This is a genomic window from Alteromonas sp. D210916BOD_24 (assembly GCF_047159385.1).
Lineage (GTDB): Bacteria > Pseudomonadota > Gammaproteobacteria > Enterobacterales > Alteromonadaceae > Alteromonas.
Genome location: NZ_AP038333.1, coordinates 187710 through 206721, shown reverse-complemented (window position 1 = coordinate 206721; position 19012 = coordinate 187710). Strand labels below are relative to the sequence as shown.

The window sequence follows — 19012 nt, the reverse complement described above, 5'->3', positions numbered from 1 at the left end:
TGATAACAATCGAGTTTTTATGCAGGCAGAACTTCAGCACAACGCACAAACCTACGGCGAATATTACGCCGCAGTAGATCTCGGCTCTAACAGCTTTCACATGGTTATTGTTCATGTGGTTAATGGCAGTGTTCAGATTATCGGCAAAATAAAACAGAAAGTGCGTCTGGCTGCGGGACTCGATGAAAACCTTGCTCTTGATGACATCAGCATGGAGCGCGGATGGCAATGCCTGCAGGTGTTTTCAGAACGCCTACAAGATATCCCACCATCGAACATAAAAATTGTTGCTACCGCCACCTTACGATTGGCGACTAACGCCCACGTATTTATTCGCAAAGCAGAACAAATTCTCAACCACAAACTCGAAGTAATCAGTGGTGAAGAAGAAGCGCGTCAAATTTATCTGGGGGTCGCTTACACCTCGGCAAACCAAGGCAATAGTCTGGTCATTGATATTGGCGGCGCAAGTACTGAAATAATCATCGGTAATGACATGCAACCCATCCATCTCAAAAGTTTAGATATGGGCTGCGTGACGTTTATGGAGCGCTATTTTGAAAATGGTGCGCTCACTCAACATAATTTCAACCAGGCTAAGCAAGCCGCTAAGGATCTGATTAGTGACGTTGCAGACGCCTTTTTGTGCTTTGATTGGGAGAACTGTTTGGGTGCCTCTGGCACACCTCAGGCGATTACGGAAATATTGGTCGCCCAAGGCATCAGCGACGCTATTCGACTCGACTACCTCTATCACTTAGAGAAACAATGCATCGATTGTGAAGATATCAAAACATTGAACATCGATGGACTTGAAGAGAGTCGCAAAGCCATATTTCCTTCTGGCCTGGCCATACTTATCAGCCTGTTTGAGTCGCTTAATATTCAATACATGAACATTTCTGGTGGCGCGTTAAGAGAAGGCTTAATTTATGGCATGCTGGATAATATTACGGAAAATGACCGCCGCCAGCAGTCTCTGAATCAAGCGAAACATCGCTATCACATCGACTCCAGTCACGCGAATATGGTGAAACAGGTTGCACTCACCCTGTGCCACCAGCTGTGTGCGCAACAAAATATTTGCCACCTTGATACCGAAACCATTTTAGGTGCAGCCGCGCAGTTACATGAAATTGGATTACATATTGAATACAAACGCCATCATGAACATGGCGAATACATCCTCACGCATATTGATTTACCCGGCTTTACTCGACTGCAACGAGCCGCAATAAGAGATCTCGTTGCACAACACCGTTTGGGCATAGAAAGCGATGTATTTGAAAAGTATCACCAAGACTATCGGCCGATGTTAAAAGGCATGTTGAGGGTGCTGCGCATCGCCGTTGTACTGTGTTTGCGACGTCAGAACAAACATATTCCCGATGTGAAACTATTTTGTGACGAAGACAAGTGGACACTGACCTTCCCTGAGGGCTGGTTAAAATCCCATCCTTTGATTAATGCCGAACTTGCCAATGAATGCTGGCTTCAGCATAAAGCAGGTAGTGAACTGATCTGCATCTAATACCAAGATCACCAGAGCCTTCGGTAACGTGCAGTCTGGTTGACCTTGGTACTACATTGTCAGGCTAGATTACTTTTGTAATAACGCCGCGGCTTGTGGGGCGAAGTAAGTTAGAATACCGTCGGCACCAGCGCGTTTGAACGCCAATAGCGACTCTAAAATAACTGCTTCTTCATTGAGCCACCCATTTGCAAACGCCGCTTTGTGCATCGCATATTCACCACTGACCTGATAGGCAAAGGTGGGCACTTTAAATTCGTCTTTGCAGCGGCGCACTACATCAAGATAAGGCATGCCTGGCTTCACCATTACCATGTCAGCCCCCTCTTCAATATCAAGGGCGATTTCATGCAACGCCTCATCAGTATTTGCTGGGTCCATCTGATACGTTTTCTTGTTGCCCCCCTTAATATTGGCAGCTGAGCCAACGGCATCTCTAAAGGGTCCGTAATAAGCGGATGCATATTTCGCTGAATAGGCCATAATGCAGGTATTGATATGCCCAGCAGCTTCAAGTGCCTTTCGAATACTACCAATTCGCCCATCCATCATGTCCGATGGTGCAACAATATCTGCACCGGCGTCGGCATGAGAAAGCGCTTGTTTAATAAGTACTTCGATGGTGGCATCATTCATCACGTAGCCACTTTCATCAATCAGGCCATCCTGCCCATGAGAGGTAAAAGGGTCTAAGGCAATATCAGACATTAAAATGAGCTCTGGATAAGCCGCTTTAAGCGCTCGCATAGCGGATTGAGCTAGACCATTGGGATTGAATGCTTCACTGGCGCAATCGGTTTTAAGGTTCATCGGTGTAACCGGAAACAACGCTAATGTGCGAATACCCAGCTCTATCCATGTTGCAGCTTGTGCTATCAGTAAATCAATCGACAGCCTTTCTATTCCTGGCATAGAAGGTATCGACTCTCGCGTATTTTCTCCAGGTAATACGAAAACAGGATAGATAAGGTCATCAGCACTCAGTGTATTTTCAGCAACTAGGGCTCTTAACCCATCTTTAGCGCGCAGCCTGCGCATTCGGCGCAGGGGAAAAGAAGAAGATGTCATGATTTTTCCTGTAAATATTCGAATTTGACGTTATTACGACCCGCTGACTTGGCTTGATAAAGTAACTCATCGGCGTGCCTAAAAAGCACCTGAGAATGTTCTTCGTCTGTGATGATAGTGGTCGATACTCCAGCGCTGGCAGTAAGGACTATGCGCTCGCCATTGTACATAACTGGCGTAATGGCTAATTCTTCGCGCATAGACTCAACCACATGATGGGCACCTTCAAGATCGGTATTGGGCAATATAATAGCGAACTCCTCTCCTCCAATCCGGCACAGGTCGTCGGTTGGACGCTGAAGTAATTGCTGGAAAACCCGTGTCGCATGGATAAGACACTCATCCCCACCATCGTGACCGTATTCGTCGTTTATTTGTTTAAAATGATCAATATCGACAATAGCCAGTGAAAGGGGCGTTTGCTCCCGTCGGCTTCGCCGTCCTTCAGAGCGTAAACGCTTGTCGAAATGACGGCGGTTGTGTACGCCAGTGAGAGGGTCAATAGCATTGAGTCTTTCGAGCTCCTGGTTAACCTCTGAGAGTTCCCGAAGTGTAATTTCAAGCTCCAGTGTACGCTCTTCGACCTTATATTCTAGATCGTCCTGATAGCGCTTTTGCACTTCCAGTAAATTCTCTTTTGCGATATTTGCTTGTTTTTCCTGCTCCAATGCAAACTGCTGTGCGGTAATGAGATCTTCACGGCTATGGCTGTAGTTAATCGCCAGGATTACAGCAAGAATGAGGGTTTCTACGGCTCCGCCAATAATCAATAAATTATTTGAAGAAATGGGCAGCTCAATAACATTTGCATTATCAAAACTCGCACTCATCGCACTGCCTAACAAAAATGCCCATGCTATGGTGAAGTACCGTGCAACCGCCACGCCTTTGAACGATAACCACAACCCCAACACCACGGTATAACTCACAATTATTGTGACAAAAAATAGCGATATCTTGAGCATAACGTGATACGGCAACAAAACGCTGAATATCATGTTAAGTGCACACACTACCCCTATACCCTGAGTCACTTTATCCAGAATGACACTGTACTCTTTAATGGGTAACAAGCTGCGGGTAAACATGGCCGCAAACATTATTGTGGCATTGGAAAAAATTAAAATTGATTTACTTTGAAGCCAGGTATTATCAGGCCACAGGTAGGCGTATCCGAACCCATGTAAAGAAGCCAAGGTTAACGCCAGACTTAAAACATAGCCCGCATAGTGCAAAAAAGATGAATTACGCGCTGCGAAAGTCAGCAATGCATTACTCACTCCCATTGCAACCAGTACACCAAAGAAAATTCCCAGCGCCAAATTTCTGCCTGACACATAAGACATAAATTCTTTTTCTTCCCAGATTCTGATGGGGAGGCGCACAGTCCCCTCTGTTTGTACCTTAATATAAACGCGCTGCGACTCCTCGCTAAGCGGAAGCGGAAAAGCAGGCTTGATATCACCAATTGGCCGTAGAGTGAAAGGCTGTTTATCTCCGCCAGCAAACTGAGCGATTGGAACACGCCCTGTATTGCTATACACCCCAACTTCCAGTATGTCGAGTAAAGGATAGTCCACGTGTAAAATGTAACGGCTGTCAGTACTTTGCGTAGGCGATATTACCAGCGAGAACCAATGTACGTCACTGTTCATACCCATATTTATCGGCGACGATATCGGCGACCACTGGCTTTGTGGTACTTGTGTAATAGAAGTAAAATCGTAGTTATCACTGCGCTCAGTGAGGTAAACCAGCTGAGAATACCGCGAAGCAGAATGGGTTTCTGGCGAGAACTTAAGGGCAATCCATATACAAGTAAGTATAACGATTAATGTGATAGCGATAAGGCTAGCATCGTATTTGGGGATCGTTTTTAAATTTATTCGCATGGGAACCTATCATCACTCGAGCGAAAACAGCTCACATGCATTAGCATAACTGCATTTACGCAAAATATCAGTCTCAACAGCCAGATACTCGCCTAATTGACTAGCGATATGCGGCAAAAATGCAGGCTCGTTGTTGCGCTTTCGCGGACGCAAGGTCTTGGGAAAAAGGTAAGGGGCATCCGTTTCCAAAATTAGTTTCTCAAGGGGAATGTGCTGTACCGCGTCACGTAGCGTTTCTCCCCGCTTGTCATCGCATACCCAACCAGTAATGCCAATATAAAGACCAAGAGCGAGGTAACGCTTTACTTGCGCAGCATTACCGGTAAAACAATGGGCTATGCCGCCACTAAGCTGGGGCATATATTGGCTGAGTAACGCAATTTGCGCTTCAAAAGCATCTCTTTCGTGCAAATACACTGGCAGGTTCAGTTCGGTAGCTATACTGAGTTGTGCTTCAAAAACACTTAGCTGTGTCTGCTGTCCTGAGAAGTTGCGGTTGAAATCAAGACCACACTCTCCTATTGCCACACAGCCTTTGTTCTGGGCAAACTGTCTCAAGAGACGATAGTGGTCTTGCTCAACCTCTTTGGCATTATGCGGATGCACGCCAATAGTAAAACAACACTGCTGAGGGTATGCCTCATACAGTACAATTGCTTTTTCCCACTCGTCGGGATGGGTCGTAATAATACAGAGTTTTTCAACGCCAGCGTCCATGGCTCGACCAATGATTTCGTCGGGGTCAAACCTTTTGTCCAGTAGGTTGACGCCAGCATCGAACCAGGCCATTTATTTCAGGCGCTTCACTTTCATGCGTTTGTTAAGACCTTCTACGCTAAGGAAGAATGCGCCCAGCACGCCTCGTTCAATGGTAACAGTTTGACCCACTTCGATTTTAAGGTAATTGTTATCCGTTTGTTGCCACACCGAACCATCGCTAAATGTAACCACTTTTTTGCCGCGCAGACTGTCCGAAATGTCCGTAATAGTCAGAGCCAACTCTTCTAAGACATGGGTCTCTTTTTTCTTGTTTTCCAGCCCAAATTCGCTTGCTGCATCTCGTCGGGGACTCATTGTGGGGGCATTGCCAGCTCCTTGCTGACGAACAACTGGAAATGGCTGAATAGTGCCAATGTCTTCATTCGCTCCTTGATATTGGTCAAGGGATTTAGCAACACGATCGTAACACACCAGTCTTTTGAGACTGTTATCCGTATTACGACACTTATTGAGCGCCTCACTAACCGTCTCTGCCTGAACAGAGAAGACTTGGAAGGCACACAACACAGTGATAAAAGAAAGCGCGCGTGTTTTCATTTTTATTCCTTTCAATTTTTACGACTATGTGTTGTCAGGATTGTGAACTTGATCATCTACTGGCTTTGCTCTGCCTGCATACAAGCCGCCCACAATAACGCCTACTTCGAACAATAACCACATGGGAATTGCCAACAGCGTTTGTGAAATAACATCAGGCGGAGTCAGCAGCATGCCTACTACAAACGCCCCTACCACTACATAGGGCCGTTTTGCACGTAGCGATTTCGCATCCGTTACACCTGTCCAACACATTAAAATGATTGCAATAGGTATCTCAAATGAGACCCCAAAAGCAAAAAACAGTTTCAGCACAAAGTTGAGATAACTAGAAATATCTGTACTTACTGTTACGCCTTCTGGGGCAACACTGGTAAAAAAGGCAAATGCAATAGGGAAAACAACGAAATAGGCAAATGCCATTCCTGCATAAAACAACAAAGTACTAGACAATAATAAGGGAGCCACTAAACGTTTTTCGTTGCGATACAGGCCCGGCGCGACGAAGCCCCAAACTTGGAACAGTACATAAGGAATAGCAATGAAAAAGGACAGCACCAGAGTAAGCTTGAAGGGTGCAAAAAAGGGCGAGGCAACATCAGTTGCAATCATGCTGGCATTTTCTGGTAATGCCTCCAGTAGAGGCCTGGCAAGTAGTTGATACAAATCTTGCGCAAATGCAGCTAAACACAAAAATACGATCAGTACACTCAACAACGCTTTGAGAATACGACTGCGCAGTTCTATCAGGTGAGAAATTAAGTTGTTTGCGTCTGACATCTATTGTTTTTTATAGGGTTCTTGAACCGATTCTGCGGCTTTTTTGAGCTCGTCAACACTCTGTTCAAGTTCAGGTGAAAGATCTTTGAGCCCTTGCTGTTCCGCTTTCTTTAAATTTTCGTGCAATTCGTGTACACGAAGCTGATGTTCAACCTCTTGCTTAAAGCCAGTGGCCACATTACGCACACTGCGTATAGTGTTAATGGTAGAGCGCATAGCCCCTGGCAAGCGTTCAGGCCCGAGTATTAACAAGGCTAAAACACCGATAACCAGAAGCTCCCAAAAGCCAATATCAAACATTAGGGCTTATCTTTAACGTCGCTTGGCGTCTTTGATGCAACAGAGTCAGCTGTTGTTTTTTCTTCAACTTGCTTTTTCTGTTCGAAGTCAGCGTCTTTGTCCTCTTCACTGACGGCCTTTTTAAACCCTTTTATTGCACCACCTAGATCGGTACCAATACCTTTAAGACGCTTTGTGCCAAACAATAGCACTACAATAACCAGTATGATCAGCAGCTGCCAAATACTAATACCACCCATAAAATTTTTCTCCCATACATCCGTTGCCACAGTATGCCATTGCCGGCGACGGCTTTCACCTGAATATTTACTTCATTGAATAAAGATTGACGTTTTTGTTCAGACACTCCATGCTCTGTATTATGACATTTTGCACGTTGAACATATTCAACTAGTCTAATTTTTACAAGGAGTTAGTGAGTTATGCCACGCCTAGCTACGGTTTGTTGCCCATTGCTACTCGCTACGTCCTTTGTTGTTAACCCACTCTTTGCATCGGTGAATCCCCCCGAAAATAAGACCAACACAACATCAGCTATCCAGGAAATAAGTAAGCCCAGTTCCCCTTCTGAGGTGACCCAAGCGAGCGATACCGATCAAGGTAGTGAAGCAGACTCCTCAGTTCACAATCACCCTCACGAAGAACAGTGGTTTGATATATGGCAACGCAGTTTTACTGACACCATGGATTTTACCGTTAAACAACTCGACGGATTATTTGATAGCAGCGAGATAAACAGCAACAAACAAGCCAGAGCAGAAGGACGTATTCAATTCGCCTGGGAGCCCCGCACAGGTGCACTTTCTGAGACAGACTTGCGATTCAGAATTAGGGTACGACTACCGGCGCTAGAAGAGCGAGTAGACCTCCTGTTAAGTGACAATGAAGATGAAAATCGTGATACTTTGATGAGAGCAACCCGCAGCGCAACAAAAAACGATCGAGACAGAACCACAATTGCACTGCGTTTTCGTCCTCAGCAGGACTCCCATTATTCGTTTCGCCTTGGTGCAGGAAGACGCGACCAACTCTACGCCAAAGCGCGATACCGAGACGCACAGGCATTTAATAAAAACTGGGCCCTGCTCTATGATGCAGAAATTTACTACTATACCCGCGACCGCCTTGGCGCAGAAGCTGGGCTGGCCTTGCAATACGAATTCAACAAGCGTCACATGGTTCGCCAGAATAACCGGTTTTATTTTAGAGATGATAGTAACGACTGGCTATGGCGCCACGAAGTGCATCACTTATATTCAGTCGATGCCCACAATGCCATTATCCCTCACTTTATGGTAGAGGGCTTAAGTCAGCCTAATTATCGCGTTGAAGAAGTATATGCCGGCATGCGATGGCGCAATAATACCTTGCGCGACTGGCTTTTTTTTGAGGTAGAACCCTTCTTCGTTTGGCTGCGAGAAGAGGATTTCAAAACGTCTTACGGCATTGCATTGCGGGTAGAAGCCTATTATGGCAAAGATAATTAGGACAAAAAAAAACGGGTGTGCAAACGCAACACCCGTTTATTCATTAACTGTCTGTGTGCGTTACGGACGCAGCGCCCTGTCTCCTCGCGCTAAGCCACAAACCCCGGTTCTCGAAGATTCGATGATTTCCGCACATTGCCCCATGGTAGTGGCGAAAGCATCAAGCTTATCTGTCGTTCCGGTAATTTCTATGGTGTAATTGTTCACATTTACATCAACAATACGCGCTCTGAAGATATCAACGTTGCGCTTTACTTCCGCTCGCACCGACTCAGTTCGCGTCGCTACTTTTATCAACATCAGTTCACGTTCAATGTGCGCTCCCTCGGTGAGGTCAACCACCTTAAGCACATCAATCAGCTTATTGACTTGCTTGGTAATCTGCTCAATAACTTTGTCATCGCCATGGGTAATAATGGTCAAGCGAGACAAACTCGCATCATCAGTGGGCGCTACACACAGTGAATCCACGTTGTAGCCACGTTGTGAGAATACGCCAACAATTCGCGACAGTGCACCAGGGGCATTTTCCATTAATACTGAGATAATACGTTTCATCAGGTTCGCTCCGTCTTGCTCAAGCGCATGTCATCCATCGCGCCGTACTTAATTTGCATAGGATATACGTGTTCGTTCTGGTCTACTGCAATGTCCATAAACACGAGGCGATCTGTGTAGCTGAAACACTTCTCCATTGCTGCGTCTAGCTCGTCGAGCTTGTCTACTTTTATACCTATGTGACCATACGCTTCCGCCAGTTTCACAAAGTCAGGCATAGAGTCCATATACGAGTGTGAATGACGTCCTTTGTAAATCATATCCTGCCACTGACGTACCATACCTAATGCACGGTTATTCAATGAGATAATCTTAATCGGCAGATTGTACTGCAAACACGTAGATAGCTCTTGAATATTCATTTGAATACTACCGTCACCCGTAACAACCACAGAGGTTGACCCCGGGTGTGCAAACTGTACGCCCATCGCAGCAGGTAAACCAAAGCCCATGGTGCCTAGGCCACCTGAGTTAATCCATTGGCGCGGCTTGTCATAGGCATAATACAATGCCGCGAACATTTGGTGCTGCCCAACGTCAGAGCTCACATACGCTTTACCGTCAGTGTGCTTGTAAAGCGCTTCAATAACGCGCTGGGGCTTGATGATCTCTTCACCTTGGTCGTAGTTTAAGCACTTGCGAGCACGCCAGGTGTTAATTTGCTGCCACCAGTCGGCCAATTTGTCTTTTTGGTGTTTTAAGTCTTTCTTATGCACCTGACCCAATATTTGATCGAGCACCTTGTCCACCGAGCCCACTACTGGAATATGGGCGTTTACGGTTTTAGAAATAGATGCGGGGTCAATATCCACATGAATAATATCAGCATGGGGGCAGAACTTATCTACATTGTTGGTCACACGGTCGTCAAAACGCGCCCCTAACGCAATAATGCAGTCAGAATTATGCATGGTTTTGTTGGCTTCAAGGGTGCCGTGCATGCCCAGCATCCCTATGAATTGCTTGTGTGTACCCGGCATCGCGCCAAGCCCCATGAGCGTACAGGTAACAGGTGCATGTAATTTTTCTGCCAGTTCAATGACTTTTTCAGCGGCGTCACAAGCCACCGCGCCACCACCTACATACAACACAGGGCGCTCCGCTTTAAGTAACGATTCAACCGCTTTCTTAATTTGTTTTGGATGCCCTTTTTCAGTGGGGTTATACGAACGCATGGTAACGTCAGTGGGAAACACATAGGGGTGTTCTTCAGCCACATTGACGATATCTTTTGGTAAGTCTACTACGACCGGGCCTGGACGACCTGTATTGGCAATGTAGTAAGCTTTGGCAATGGCTTCTGGAATATCAACCGCGCGTTTAACCAGAAAACTATGCTTCACGATAGGACGCGAACATCCCACCATATCAGTCTCCTGGAATGCATCTTCACCGATGTGCATTGACGGCACCTGTCCCGACAATATCACCATCGGAATAGAGTCCATATAAGCGGTAGCAATACCGGTAATGGTATTAGTTGCACCTGGACCAGATGTGACGAGCACTGTGCCGGTTTTGCCAGTTGAACGTGCATAACCATCCGCCATATGGGCGGCTGCCTGTTCATGACGTACGAGGACGTGTTTGACATCATCCTGCGCAAATAACGCATCATAAATGTCTAGTACGGCACCACCTGGGTAACCGAACACGTGTGTCACTCCTACATCTTTTAGCGCTTCTACCACCATGGCTGCGCCCGACATCATTTTCACAGTGCTTTCTCCTGTAATGGGTTGGGGTTTGTCAGCGTACGTTGACGATGCCCCGACTATATCTAAGGTAATAGGAAGATAAAACACTAAAACGCGCAAAAGTGAGATATATATCCCTATATTCGCAATAATTAGGATAAATGTTTCGACTTAAGATTAAATTTGACAAAAAATAGGATAATTATTTACACGAGGTTAACACAATTGAGGCATAAACCTCGTGTATCGATAGACATGGATTGTGAAGTGGTTCGACTAATTGAATTTAGTCATCTAAATCGATATCGAGGTCACTGTTATCGCTTATATCATCGTCATCGTCAACATCTTCCGTTGCTGCCCGTTTAGAACCGTAAATACTCGCCGTTTTTGGGCGGTTTATACGCGCTTGGTATTTAAGCCACGCTTTTTCCTGTGGCGTCGTAGGCTCGCGATGACCCAAAGCAGATTCCAGGTATTGCTGTTCCTCATCTGTTTTTGGTGTCACTTTTCCATCAACTAAGGCAGCAAATAAACTCCCATGGGCTTGCAGCAACTTACTTTCATTAATTGAGAAATCACCCGACCGGGCGAAGCCATAAGGATAATTTTTCTTGTCTGCAAATGGCTTTTTGGTGAATTGCTCTTTTGTGATCACTGACATCTTAACCTCTTCCACAACGAATTATTCATGCAAAGTAAGGAGGATCTGTTGACCTTCGCAGCACCCTTAGCCGTATAAAACTGCACTGAAAAGAGACAATCCCCTAACACAAAGTGTGTATGAAATAGACTACTGATTTAACGCCTTAATCGCTTTACTGGTTATTCTTAGATGGCTTTTCAAAGACTGTCAAACAGAAAAGTGACTTGATGAAGCCTTACTCTCAATTACGCTCACCACTTGTGATAACTAATTACAGGAAAACGCTAATATCTGCTGATCTTTGCAATATTATTTAGATCCAAATTAACGCACAAAAGGTCGATTACTTTAAAGATGTGGCGTCGAGATGCTTACTCGAAAAGGTGGAAGGACCGGAAAAAGGAAGCAATGCTTTAATTTTCAGGCTGCAATGCAGCCTGCTTACTGGAGTGTGAGTATTAGCGCTTTTCACTCACCCATACAGTGATGGTGCCCTCTACGACCACAACGCCATCCTGATTATAAGCTTTAACAGAAATAGGAAGGTCACCTGGTTTCCATGCATCAGCTGGAACCTCAGCGACACAGCGAATATCAGAATCCGCTTTGGCTGGATATTTCACTTCCATGCCTTTAGGGATCCAGCGCAAGTTTTTTGGTATTGAGGCTTCACACATAAAGCCCATGGCCATTTCTAGTCCATTGCAAATGGCAATGACATGGACAGTGCCAATGTGGTTTTGCACCGCTTTGCGTTTCTTTATATTCACTTCACAATAATTTGGCTTAATGTCAGTGATAACAGGTGAGACTGTTGAGAAATATGGGGCTCTACGAGCAGAGTACCAGCTGAATAATTGCTTTCCGAAGGGGAGTTTCAAAAAGGTTTTGTAAGATTTTAGTACATAGTTATCAGACATATCGTTCCACGCTGACTTTAACAAGTCTCAAATAGGTTGATGAGTATATTGGGGTCACGAGACACAGTGCGCCCAATCTGGTTAGACCAGTTGCACTTACATTACCATATCCATCGCTTTTATACAGCGTAAAAAACGGTAACGTGATCACAACGCCTTGTGCCATGGCTTTCCTTTCTCCCCTATTTAAACTGACGCTTCTCCTAATAACGCTTGTAAAGGTTGCGTGTGTTTTTGATAGCGCTGCCAACGCCCAATAGAACGGGTGTTAATCGGTTCTCTTACTTGTACTTTACTGGCTGTTGAAACTGGCAAGTCATTGTTTTCGACCTGCAAACACTGCGCCTCCCAAGGCAAATCGCAAAAATCGAGTAGCGCTTTCACTTCTCTTTCAGGCTCATTTGCCAGTGCTTCATACGATTGTACGCGAATACTACCGGGAAAGTGGGAAGCAAAAGCATCTATCCATTGATTGAACTGCAGATAAAATTTACCAATAACATCCAGATCATAGGCGTAGGCATAGTATGGACTATGAATGGAAAAAAGTTGCCTGAAATTACCGATACAGGTATCCATCGGATTGCGCTTTAAACAAATGATTTTTGCATTGGGTAATGCGCGTCTAATGAGATCAATATAGAAAAAGTTAAAGGGTAACTTGTCGACCAAGTGTGGGGTGTTACCTCGCAAAAAACGCGTGCGTTCAATATAACGGTTACCTATTGCGGTCAGATCGCTGCTATACGCTTTTAGGATCGTGGGCGTGTCCAATACCAATTGGCTGTCAGTCTGGACAATTTGTTTCACAGCCACACCAAAGTCCTGCAACTCGCCTCCCGAGGCCACACGGGAATGGTGACTAAGAATACGCTCAACCAATGTGGTTCCACTTCTTGGCATTCCCACCACAAAAATGGGGGCGTTACTGTCCTCAAGACTCGTTTGTGATTGACTGTTTAAGTTGTTGTGTAGACAGGAAAAAAGTGATTCGAACGCATGTAAAGCATCTACACTACGCTGTCGCTGTGGGTGCTTGGCATGTAGCAATGCTTTGAAAGCATTGTCGTAGTCTTTAAGTGCTTCATATTCTTTTGCCAGCGCGTGCCCTATGTGTAACCTTGCATCCGTATTCGTCTCTACCCTTGCAGCTAGTGAATGTAAGGTTTGCAGATGGTTGCTCTGCTCACTGATCTCACCTAAATCAGACAACGCGAAATGGGCCTGATAAAAATCTGGTGCATAGTGAATTGCTCGCTCGAAGTGTTTACGCGCAATGTCAAAGTTACCGGCAAACTTTGCGCTGACCGCGAAGTTGTAATTAAACTGGGGATTGGTGGGTGCCAAGCTAAGGGATTTCTCAAAGTACACGGCGGCTTGTTGGTGCAATCCCACACGAGACAAGGACACGCCAACGGTATCGAGATCTAATGCCCGCGACAACGCTTCAACTGGCGCGTGTTCAACGCACGCTAATGCCAACTGCATGTCACCTTTTAGCGCATAACATTTCGCTAAATAGGCGTAGGTAATTGGCCTTGGTTCAAGGTCGTTAGACTTGTTGAACAACGCTATTGCTTTTTCAACCTGCCCTATTTCCACATGAATGATACCCAACAAAAAATAGGCATGAGGCTGTGAGCCATCTTGTGCTATTACCTCTACACAACATGCATGGGCTCGCTTGTAGTCGCGTTGAGAAAGGAATTTAGCAGCGTCATCAAGACGGGAAGTAATGGGGTTCATGGTTCTTTATTTCAGGTAGCTCAATACTAAAAAGGCGCTTATTACCTAAACATAAGCGCCTTTTTTTCGTTATGCATATTGCGTCAATGCGATAACTATACTACATGCCGAATTGATACTTAAACATCAATCCTATGGTGCGTGGCGTCAGCACGTAATGGCCATAATTACGCTGCAACTCAATGCCGTTAGGCTCTAACGTATCATTAAATTGTCCAAGACCAATATCTCCCACATTTCTGCGGGTTGAGGTGAAGGCGTACTTATCAAACAAATTATCGATGTACAAAGTAACTGACCACATTTCATCAGAAATAGTGGCATTAAGATTACTCACGGCAAAGCCTGGTAGTGCTTCGCCATCCTGACGCAAGCCCACCGTGGTATACACATCGCTTTGCGCGGTAATACCATAGTTAACATTCAACATTTTATCATCGAATACTTCTTGGCTATAGGTGATGCCGAACGAGAACTGATGTTCAGCCGTTCCCGGCAGACGATCGCCATCTTTACCGTCGTAATAATCTTGTAGATCTGTACCTTGTTCGTCAAATACACCGAATAAGAATGGTGCATCTGCAGTTAATTGAGCTTTTGTATACGCGTAGGTCGCGTAGGCGGTTATGTTGTCACCAACAATTGCACGCATAGAGAACTCAGCCCCTTTAGACTCAGCCCCTTTTGCGTTAACCGTAATCGGCTGCTGGCCGTTGATCGTTGCACCTGAAACTTGCGGATCTTGCCAATCTACGTAGAACAATGCGGTATTTAGTTGAAGCTTGTTTCTAAAGAAACTGGTTTTAACGCCTAGCTCGTAGTTCTGTGTCGTATCCGCTTCGTATAGCTGTTCTTCTTCCAATGCACAAACAATCTGATTATTGAGTTCATCAACGTTGTCTGGGCAAGCCGCAACGCCGTTTGCACCACCAATTCTAAACCCTTCGCTAATGGTCAGATACGCCATCGTTTGATCGGTAAACTGATAGCTTGTGTTGAACTTGAACAAGGTGCCACTGTCATCCGCCTGCGTCTCACCATAATCCAATACGATAGAATCTGAATCTCGCCCTTCAAATACTGAATAGTACAAAGGCAAGTCAACGGCAGAACGAGAAGACACTTCATACTCATAGGCACGCAAACCTAACGTGACATCCCAGTCATCAGTTAATTCATAGGTCAATTCACCAAACAAGGCTTTTTCGGTCACGTCCGATACATCAACTGAATAATATTCAAGCGCGTCAGGACGATAATTACCTTCTACACCCCATACTTCAATAGCATAGGCATCAAAGTTAGGTGTAAATTCTTTACTACTACCTTCACTGTCTAAATCGTAGTAAAACCCACCCACAATCCATGACAAAGGGCCGTCTGTTTGTGACACCAAACGCAATTCCTGCGTCAACACTTCACGCTCTTCTACCTCTTCGGTGTAGGCCGAGAAGGCTGGGAATTCTTCGTAGCTGTAATCTAAACGAATAAGTAAATCGGTTTGATCTCGCTGGCCAGTGGCTTCAAAGTTTGATAAGCCCGTCGCAGATACCAACTCCGCAAAGCCCAAATCGGCTTTCATTTCTAAGCTTAAAAGCTCATCTTGTTTTTCGCGAGGCTCTTCATAGCGGTAAGCCGATTCGTATTTACCTACTACATCACTCAATGGGTTTTGCTCAGAAAGCGCGTTGTAATGAGAAATTGAACGACCTTCAACATCTTGCTTTTGATAGAAATAAGTGAGAGTACTATCAAACCAATCATTTGGCGCCCAGCGCACAGCAATGCGGCCAGTTAGTGTGTCTTCACCGTTGGCATCTTCAACGCGCTTAAGGTTGCTATTGACGTCGTCTTGGTTTGACCAATCAGGGTCAGGCAGTGAAACACCCGCTTCCCTCACTACGTAGTTGTAATCTAAAAAGCCGGGGTTATTAAAATAGTTCAATGACGCGCGAACACCCAACTCCCCTTCGATAAGAGGGGCATTAAAAATAATGCTACTTTCACCGCCAAGCGAATCACTTTCACTGACACTAAATAGATCACCCGTGACTTCACCAGACATAAATTCCAAATCAACTTGCTTAGGTAGATAGCGAATAGCACCACCTAGCGTACCAGCACCGTACAAGGTTCCTTGCGGACCGATAAGTACCTCTACGCGGTCTACATCAACAAGTCGCATATTAAGGAAAAGAGGAATGTCACCGAAATAAGTCGCAACCGTGCCGCCATTTGAGCCCGGACCTGAAGAATTAGTATTTAAGCCGCGCACGATAATCGGCGAGTCATTACGGCCGCCTTGGTCAGTTACCGTAAGACCGGGTACCCAACGTGCAACCCCATCTAAATCTTCGATGTTCTGCTGATCTAAAACGTCAGAAGTCAGCGCTGAAATATTAATTGGCACTTCTTGAAGTGAACCACTGCGGCGCGTTGCCGTCACTTCTACTGTTTCAATTTGCTTCTCGTCTACTGATACTGTTTGGGCATGCGCCTCATGACTTGAGCAAGCTGCTAAAACTGCAACTGCTACAGCGGAGATGTGGAAAGGAGTACTCTTATTGTACATGTTCGCTCTCTTAAAATGGACATTACTAAAGAATCACCAGCCCATTCCTTTGGAGTAACAGAGTCCTTCTGATTAAGCGTTTCTAGCGTTAAATAGGTAAATATGCGTACCGGTTCGTTCACGATAGCGTTTTTATTTTTATTAGGACCTAATCGCTGAAAGGGCTAGCGTTACCTGTTTCAGCAGAATACGTGCCGGAATTTGCGCGCATTTTAATATAAAAAATCGCAAAAGCCAGAGCCAATACGGATATTTATTCAATTAAAATGCAAATTATCTCAAAAATTTTAATATAGTGACATTTAGTTATTTAGTTCCAATTAAATGACTATATAAAAACCATATAAATAACAATATGTTAATATATTTTGCTTCCAGATTAGTCAATAGAGCCCCCATTTGGTGCATTACGACTCGAATGAATACCCAAAATAAATCCAGACTGTCGTGGTGCGCCTTAGCCTCAAAAGAATACTGCGGAGAAAGCGTGCTATTTGTTTACTCGTCGATCTATAAAATCATTAAATCCGCTGTTATCTCGACAGTTAACCGTTCCTTGAGTGGGCAAGGACGTCGAGTTTGAAAAGGTAGGAATATCACGATCTTCAACTGTCACTCCCTTGTTTCTACTTAAAAAGCTGAACACTTTTCCCTTTATTGTGTTGTAGTCCAAAACAATTTCAATACCCTCGATAGCGGCTTTGTCATTTGTTTTGTAATATCTGGGAGGATTAGTTATCTGTGGAGTAGTAGTGTCAGCGGTACTTCGAGATGATTGCCTTGCGATGTCATGCAAGCGTTCTTTATTTAGGTGGTTGAAATAGTCTTGCGTGGCGCGCTGAACTTTTGACGTAGCAGCCTTTCTTTTTGTGATCGCAGGTTCAGAAACTTCTTTTGCTAAGCGTTCTTTCTGTAAGGATGGGTCACTAATAGCATTTCTAAAATTAGGGGAAATATCACGCGTCTTTACTTGATTACTATCGGTTCGACGTTTAGCGCTAGTACCTTTCACTTCTGGCGACTCTGGTTTACTTTCAACCTTTATTGGTACTGGCTTTTGTTGAAGCACTTTATTTGGCCGCAAAAGTATTGCTTTTAGCAATTGTGGTCTGACTTCTTGCATATTAAAAGGCTTGCTATCCGTACTTAATGCTAGCGCAATTAGCAGCAAACCATTGATTGCTAGAGAGAGTGTGACAGCACTAAAGGTGAATGTGTGTGGCGCACTTGTTTTAGAAAATGAATGGAAATCATCACCTTTGCTATCAATCCTTTGCTCAATCATTAATGCATCCGTTTGCAAAAGCACGTAGCATTTGAGCTTCAATCAACCAATAAGTTCAGATTAACTTCACTGAAAGAAAGTTGTCTTAAATTTGGACTTTAGCGTATTAAATTTGAAAATTTGGAGCGGGAAACGAGATTAGCCAAATGCCCGACACTCGGTCGCGGACCCAAAAAGGGGTCGCATAGAAACAACTAGCCAAGCGGATTTTTGAGTTTATAGTATGAAAATTTGGAGCGGGAAACGAGATTCGAACTCGCGACCCCGACCTTGGCAAGGTCGTGCTCTACCAACTGAGCTATTCCCGCATAGAGTCGATGCTTTGCATCATATAGATAATCTAACTGATTTCTAATGGTCAGATTTAAAATTTGGAGCGGGAAACGAGATTTGCCAACTGGCCGACACTCGGTCGCGGGCCCACTAGGGGTCGCGCTTTTCACGCCCACTGAAAGTAAAATTTACTATCAGCTTTTAAAATTTGGAGCGGGAAACGAGATTCGAACTCGCGACCCCGACCTTGGCAAGGTCGTGCTCTACCAACTGAGCTATTCCCGCAACAAAAGAGGCACTTCGTTTGAAGTGGTGCGCATTTTACAAAAATTTTGGGGTAACGCAACCTTTAATTCTACTTTTTTTGCCCCTTCTAGCGTGAATGCCTAAATCGTAAACACTTTCTCTCGGTAGTAGCGCATTTCTTCAATAGATTCGCGAATATCGTCCAGTGCCAAATGGACGCCTTTCTTGGTAAAACCATCGAGAATTTCTGGCTTCCAGCGACGGGTAAGTTCTTTAATCGTACTCACATCAATACTGCGGTAATGAAAATACGCCTCGAGTTCTGGCATGTACTTCACCATAAAGCGCCTGTCTTGTCCGATGGTGTTGCCACAAAGTGGTGATTTGCCAGCATCTACCCACTGCGATAAAAATGCGATGGTTTGCTGTGCGGCTTGCGCTTCGTTGACGCGACTTTCGCGACAACGTGCAGTCAGCCCGCTTTCTCCGTGTACTCGGGTACACCACTCATCCATATTATCGAGCACGCTATCAGGCTGATACACTGCAATTACTGGCCCTTCTGCGAGAATATTAAGCTGAGCATCGGTCACAATAGTAGCAATCTCCATTACTACACAGGTTTCAGGATCAAGCCCGGTCATTTCCATATCGATCCATACAAGGTTGCTATCGTGTTTACTCATTGTGTTCC

Annotated in this window: 17 protein-coding genes and 2 tRNA genes; 2 read left to right on the top strand and 17 right to left on the bottom strand. The window is 44.9% G+C overall.

The window, feature by feature from the left end; translation table 11 throughout:
• The first annotated feature begins 19 nt into the window (after positions 1-19).
• Positions 20-1531 (top strand): guanosine-5'-triphosphate,3'-diphosphate pyrophosphatase, encoded by a 1512-nt coding sequence (locus ACMCM8_RS00895; protein WP_412724543.1) that lies wholly within the window; start codon positions 20-22, stop codon positions 1529-1531.
• Positions 1532-1600: 69 nt separating this feature from the next.
• On the opposite strand, the gene hemB is transcribed toward ACMCM8_RS00895, so the two are convergent.
• Genes hemB through tatA form a run of 7 tightly spaced genes read right to left on the bottom strand, consistent with a single transcriptional unit; the run spans position 1601 to position 7127 of the window.
• Positions 1601-2599 carry a porphobilinogen synthase gene (gene hemB, locus ACMCM8_RS00890; protein WP_412724541.1) on the bottom strand — a complete coding sequence of 333 codons (999 nt, stop codon included), beginning with the start codon at positions 2597-2599 and terminating at the stop codon, positions 1601-1603.
• Entirely contained in the window at positions 2596-4491 is a 1896-nt protein-coding gene (locus ACMCM8_RS00885) for a sensor domain-containing diguanylate cyclase (protein WP_412724539.1), read from the bottom strand. Before ACMCM8_RS00885 ends, hemB begins: the two co-directional genes overlap by 4 nt.
• A gap of 12 nt (positions 4492-4503) precedes the next feature.
• Positions 4504-5280 carry a TatD family hydrolase gene (locus tag ACMCM8_RS00880; RefSeq protein WP_412724537.1) on the bottom strand — a complete coding sequence of 259 codons (777 nt, stop codon included), beginning with the start codon at positions 5278-5280 and terminating at the stop codon, positions 4504-4506.
• Entirely contained in the window at positions 5281-5808 is a 528-nt protein-coding gene (locus ACMCM8_RS00875; RefSeq protein ID WP_412724535.1) for a hypothetical protein, read from the bottom strand.
• Between the two features lie 24 nt (positions 5809-5832).
• Positions 5833-6588, bottom strand: coding sequence for a twin-arginine translocase subunit TatC (tatC, locus tag ACMCM8_RS00870; protein WP_412724533.1), 756 nt, complete (start codon positions 6586-6588; stop codon positions 5833-5835).
• Positions 6589-6888: a Sec-independent protein translocase protein TatB gene (gene tatB, locus ACMCM8_RS00865; protein WP_014948087.1), complete on the bottom strand. Its 300-nt coding sequence runs from the start codon at positions 6886-6888 to the stop codon at positions 6589-6591.
• Positions 6888-7127 carry a Sec-independent protein translocase subunit TatA gene (tatA, locus tag ACMCM8_RS00860; protein ID WP_412724531.1) on the bottom strand — a complete coding sequence of 80 codons (240 nt, stop codon included), beginning with the start codon at positions 7125-7127 and terminating at the stop codon, positions 6888-6890. Before tatA ends, tatB begins: the two co-directional genes overlap by 1 nt.
• A gap of 183 nt (positions 7128-7310) precedes the next feature.
• Between tatA and ACMCM8_RS00855 the strand changes: the two genes are divergently transcribed.
• Positions 7311-8375, top strand: coding sequence for a hypothetical protein (locus ACMCM8_RS00855; protein WP_412724529.1), 1065 nt, complete (start codon positions 7311-7313; stop codon positions 8373-8375).
• Between the two features lie 60 nt (positions 8376-8435).
• On the opposite strand, the gene ilvN is transcribed toward ACMCM8_RS00855, so the two are convergent.
• From ilvN to orn, 10 genes are all read right to left on the bottom strand, one after another.
• Positions 8436-8933 carry an acetolactate synthase small subunit gene (gene ilvN, locus ACMCM8_RS00850; protein ID WP_412724527.1) on the bottom strand — a complete coding sequence of 166 codons (498 nt, stop codon included), beginning with the start codon at positions 8931-8933 and terminating at the stop codon, positions 8436-8438.
• Positions 8933-10651: an acetolactate synthase 3 large subunit gene (locus ACMCM8_RS00845; RefSeq protein ID WP_412724525.1), complete on the bottom strand. Its 1719-nt coding sequence runs from the start codon at positions 10649-10651 to the stop codon at positions 8933-8935. The genes ilvN and ACMCM8_RS00845 overlap by 1 nt, the downstream gene beginning before the upstream one ends.
• Before the next feature lie 265 nt (positions 10652-10916).
• Positions 10917-11294 carry a DUF413 domain-containing protein gene (maoP, locus tag ACMCM8_RS00840; RefSeq protein WP_412724523.1) on the bottom strand — a complete coding sequence of 126 codons (378 nt, stop codon included), beginning with the start codon at positions 11292-11294 and terminating at the stop codon, positions 10917-10919.
• Between the two features lie 440 nt (positions 11295-11734).
• Entirely contained in the window at positions 11735-12196 is a 462-nt protein-coding gene (locus ACMCM8_RS00835) for a hotdog fold domain-containing protein (protein ID WP_412724521.1), read from the bottom strand.
• A 186-nt stretch (positions 12197-12382) separates the two neighbouring features.
• Complete coding sequence (locus ACMCM8_RS00830) at positions 12383-13942, bottom strand: tetratricopeptide repeat-containing sulfotransferase family protein (RefSeq protein WP_412724519.1); 1560 nt, start codon at positions 13940-13942, stop codon at positions 12383-12385.
• Positions 13943-14042: 100 nt separating this feature from the next.
• The gene (locus ACMCM8_RS00825) at positions 14043-16514 is read right to left on the bottom strand and encodes a TonB-dependent receptor (RefSeq protein ID WP_412724517.1); all 2472 of its coding nucleotides are present in this window, start codon (positions 16512-16514) and stop codon (positions 14043-14045) included.
• A 490-nt stretch (positions 16515-17004) separates the two neighbouring features.
• Positions 17005-17799: a cell envelope integrity protein TolA gene (locus tag ACMCM8_RS00820; RefSeq protein ID WP_412724515.1), complete on the bottom strand. Its 795-nt coding sequence runs from the start codon at positions 17797-17799 to the stop codon at positions 17005-17007.
• 232 nt (positions 17800-18031) lie between these two features.
• A tRNA-Gly gene (locus ACMCM8_RS00815) sits at positions 18032-18107 on the bottom strand.
• 174 nt (positions 18108-18281) lie between these two features.
• Positions 18282-18357, bottom strand: a tRNA-Gly gene (locus ACMCM8_RS00810).
• Positions 18358-18458: 101 nt separating this feature from the next.
• Positions 18459-19004: an oligoribonuclease gene (orn, locus tag ACMCM8_RS00805; protein WP_412724513.1), complete on the bottom strand. Its 546-nt coding sequence runs from the start codon at positions 19002-19004 to the stop codon at positions 18459-18461.
• Positions 19005-19012: the final 8 nt, after the last annotated feature.

What these genes read in the sequence shown, in the direction of transcription:
- ACMCM8_RS00880 (WP_412724537.1), bottom strand. Translation starts at nt 5,280, where the DNA reads ATGGCCTGGTTCGATGCTGGCGTCAACCTACTGGACAAAAGGTTTGAC.
- ACMCM8_RS00820 (WP_412724515.1), bottom strand. Translation starts at nt 17,799, where the DNA reads ATGATTGAGCAAAGGATTGATAGCAAAGGTGATGATTTCCATTCATTT.
- ACMCM8_RS00895 (WP_412724543.1), top strand. Translation starts at nt 20, where the DNA reads ATGCAGGCAGAACTTCAGCACAACGCACAAACCTACGGCGAATATTAC.
- tatC (WP_412724533.1), bottom strand. Translation starts at nt 6,588, where the DNA reads ATGTCAGACGCAAACAACTTAATTTCTCACCTGATAGAACTGCGCAGT.
- ACMCM8_RS00825 (WP_412724517.1), bottom strand. Translation starts at nt 16,514, where the DNA reads ATGTACAATAAGAGTACTCCTTTCCACATCTCCGCTGTAGCAGTTGCA.
- tatB (WP_014948087.1), bottom strand. Translation starts at nt 6,888, where the DNA reads ATGTTTGATATTGGCTTTTGGGAGCTTCTGGTTATCGGTGTTTTAGCC.
- hemB (WP_412724541.1), bottom strand. Translation starts at nt 2,599, where the DNA reads ATGACATCTTCTTCTTTTCCCCTGCGCCGAATGCGCAGGCTGCGCGCT.
- ilvN (WP_412724527.1), bottom strand. Translation starts at nt 8,933, where the DNA reads ATGAAACGTATTATCTCAGTATTAATGGAAAATGCCCCTGGTGCACTG.
- tatA (WP_412724531.1), bottom strand. Translation starts at nt 7,127, where the DNA reads ATGGGTGGTATTAGTATTTGGCAGCTGCTGATCATACTGGTTATTGTA.
- ACMCM8_RS00875 (WP_412724535.1), bottom strand. Translation starts at nt 5,808, where the DNA reads ATGAAAACACGCGCGCTTTCTTTTATCACTGTGTTGTGTGCCTTCCAA.
- ACMCM8_RS00830 (WP_412724519.1), bottom strand. Translation starts at nt 13,942, where the DNA reads ATGAACCCCATTACTTCCCGTCTTGATGACGCTGCTAAATTCCTTTCT.
- ACMCM8_RS00835 (WP_412724521.1), bottom strand. Translation starts at nt 12,196, where the DNA reads ATGTCTGATAACTATGTACTAAAATCTTACAAAACCTTTTTGAAACTC.
- ACMCM8_RS00885 (WP_412724539.1), bottom strand. Translation starts at nt 4,491, where the DNA reads ATGCGAATAAATTTAAAAACGATCCCCAAATACGATGCTAGCCTTATC.
- orn (WP_412724513.1), bottom strand. Translation starts at nt 19,004, where the DNA reads ATGAGTAAACACGATAGCAACCTTGTATGGATCGATATGGAAATGACC.
- ACMCM8_RS00855 (WP_412724529.1), top strand. Translation starts at nt 7,311, where the DNA reads ATGCCACGCCTAGCTACGGTTTGTTGCCCATTGCTACTCGCTACGTCC.
- maoP (WP_412724523.1), bottom strand. Translation starts at nt 11,294, where the DNA reads ATGTCAGTGATCACAAAAGAGCAATTCACCAAAAAGCCATTTGCAGAC.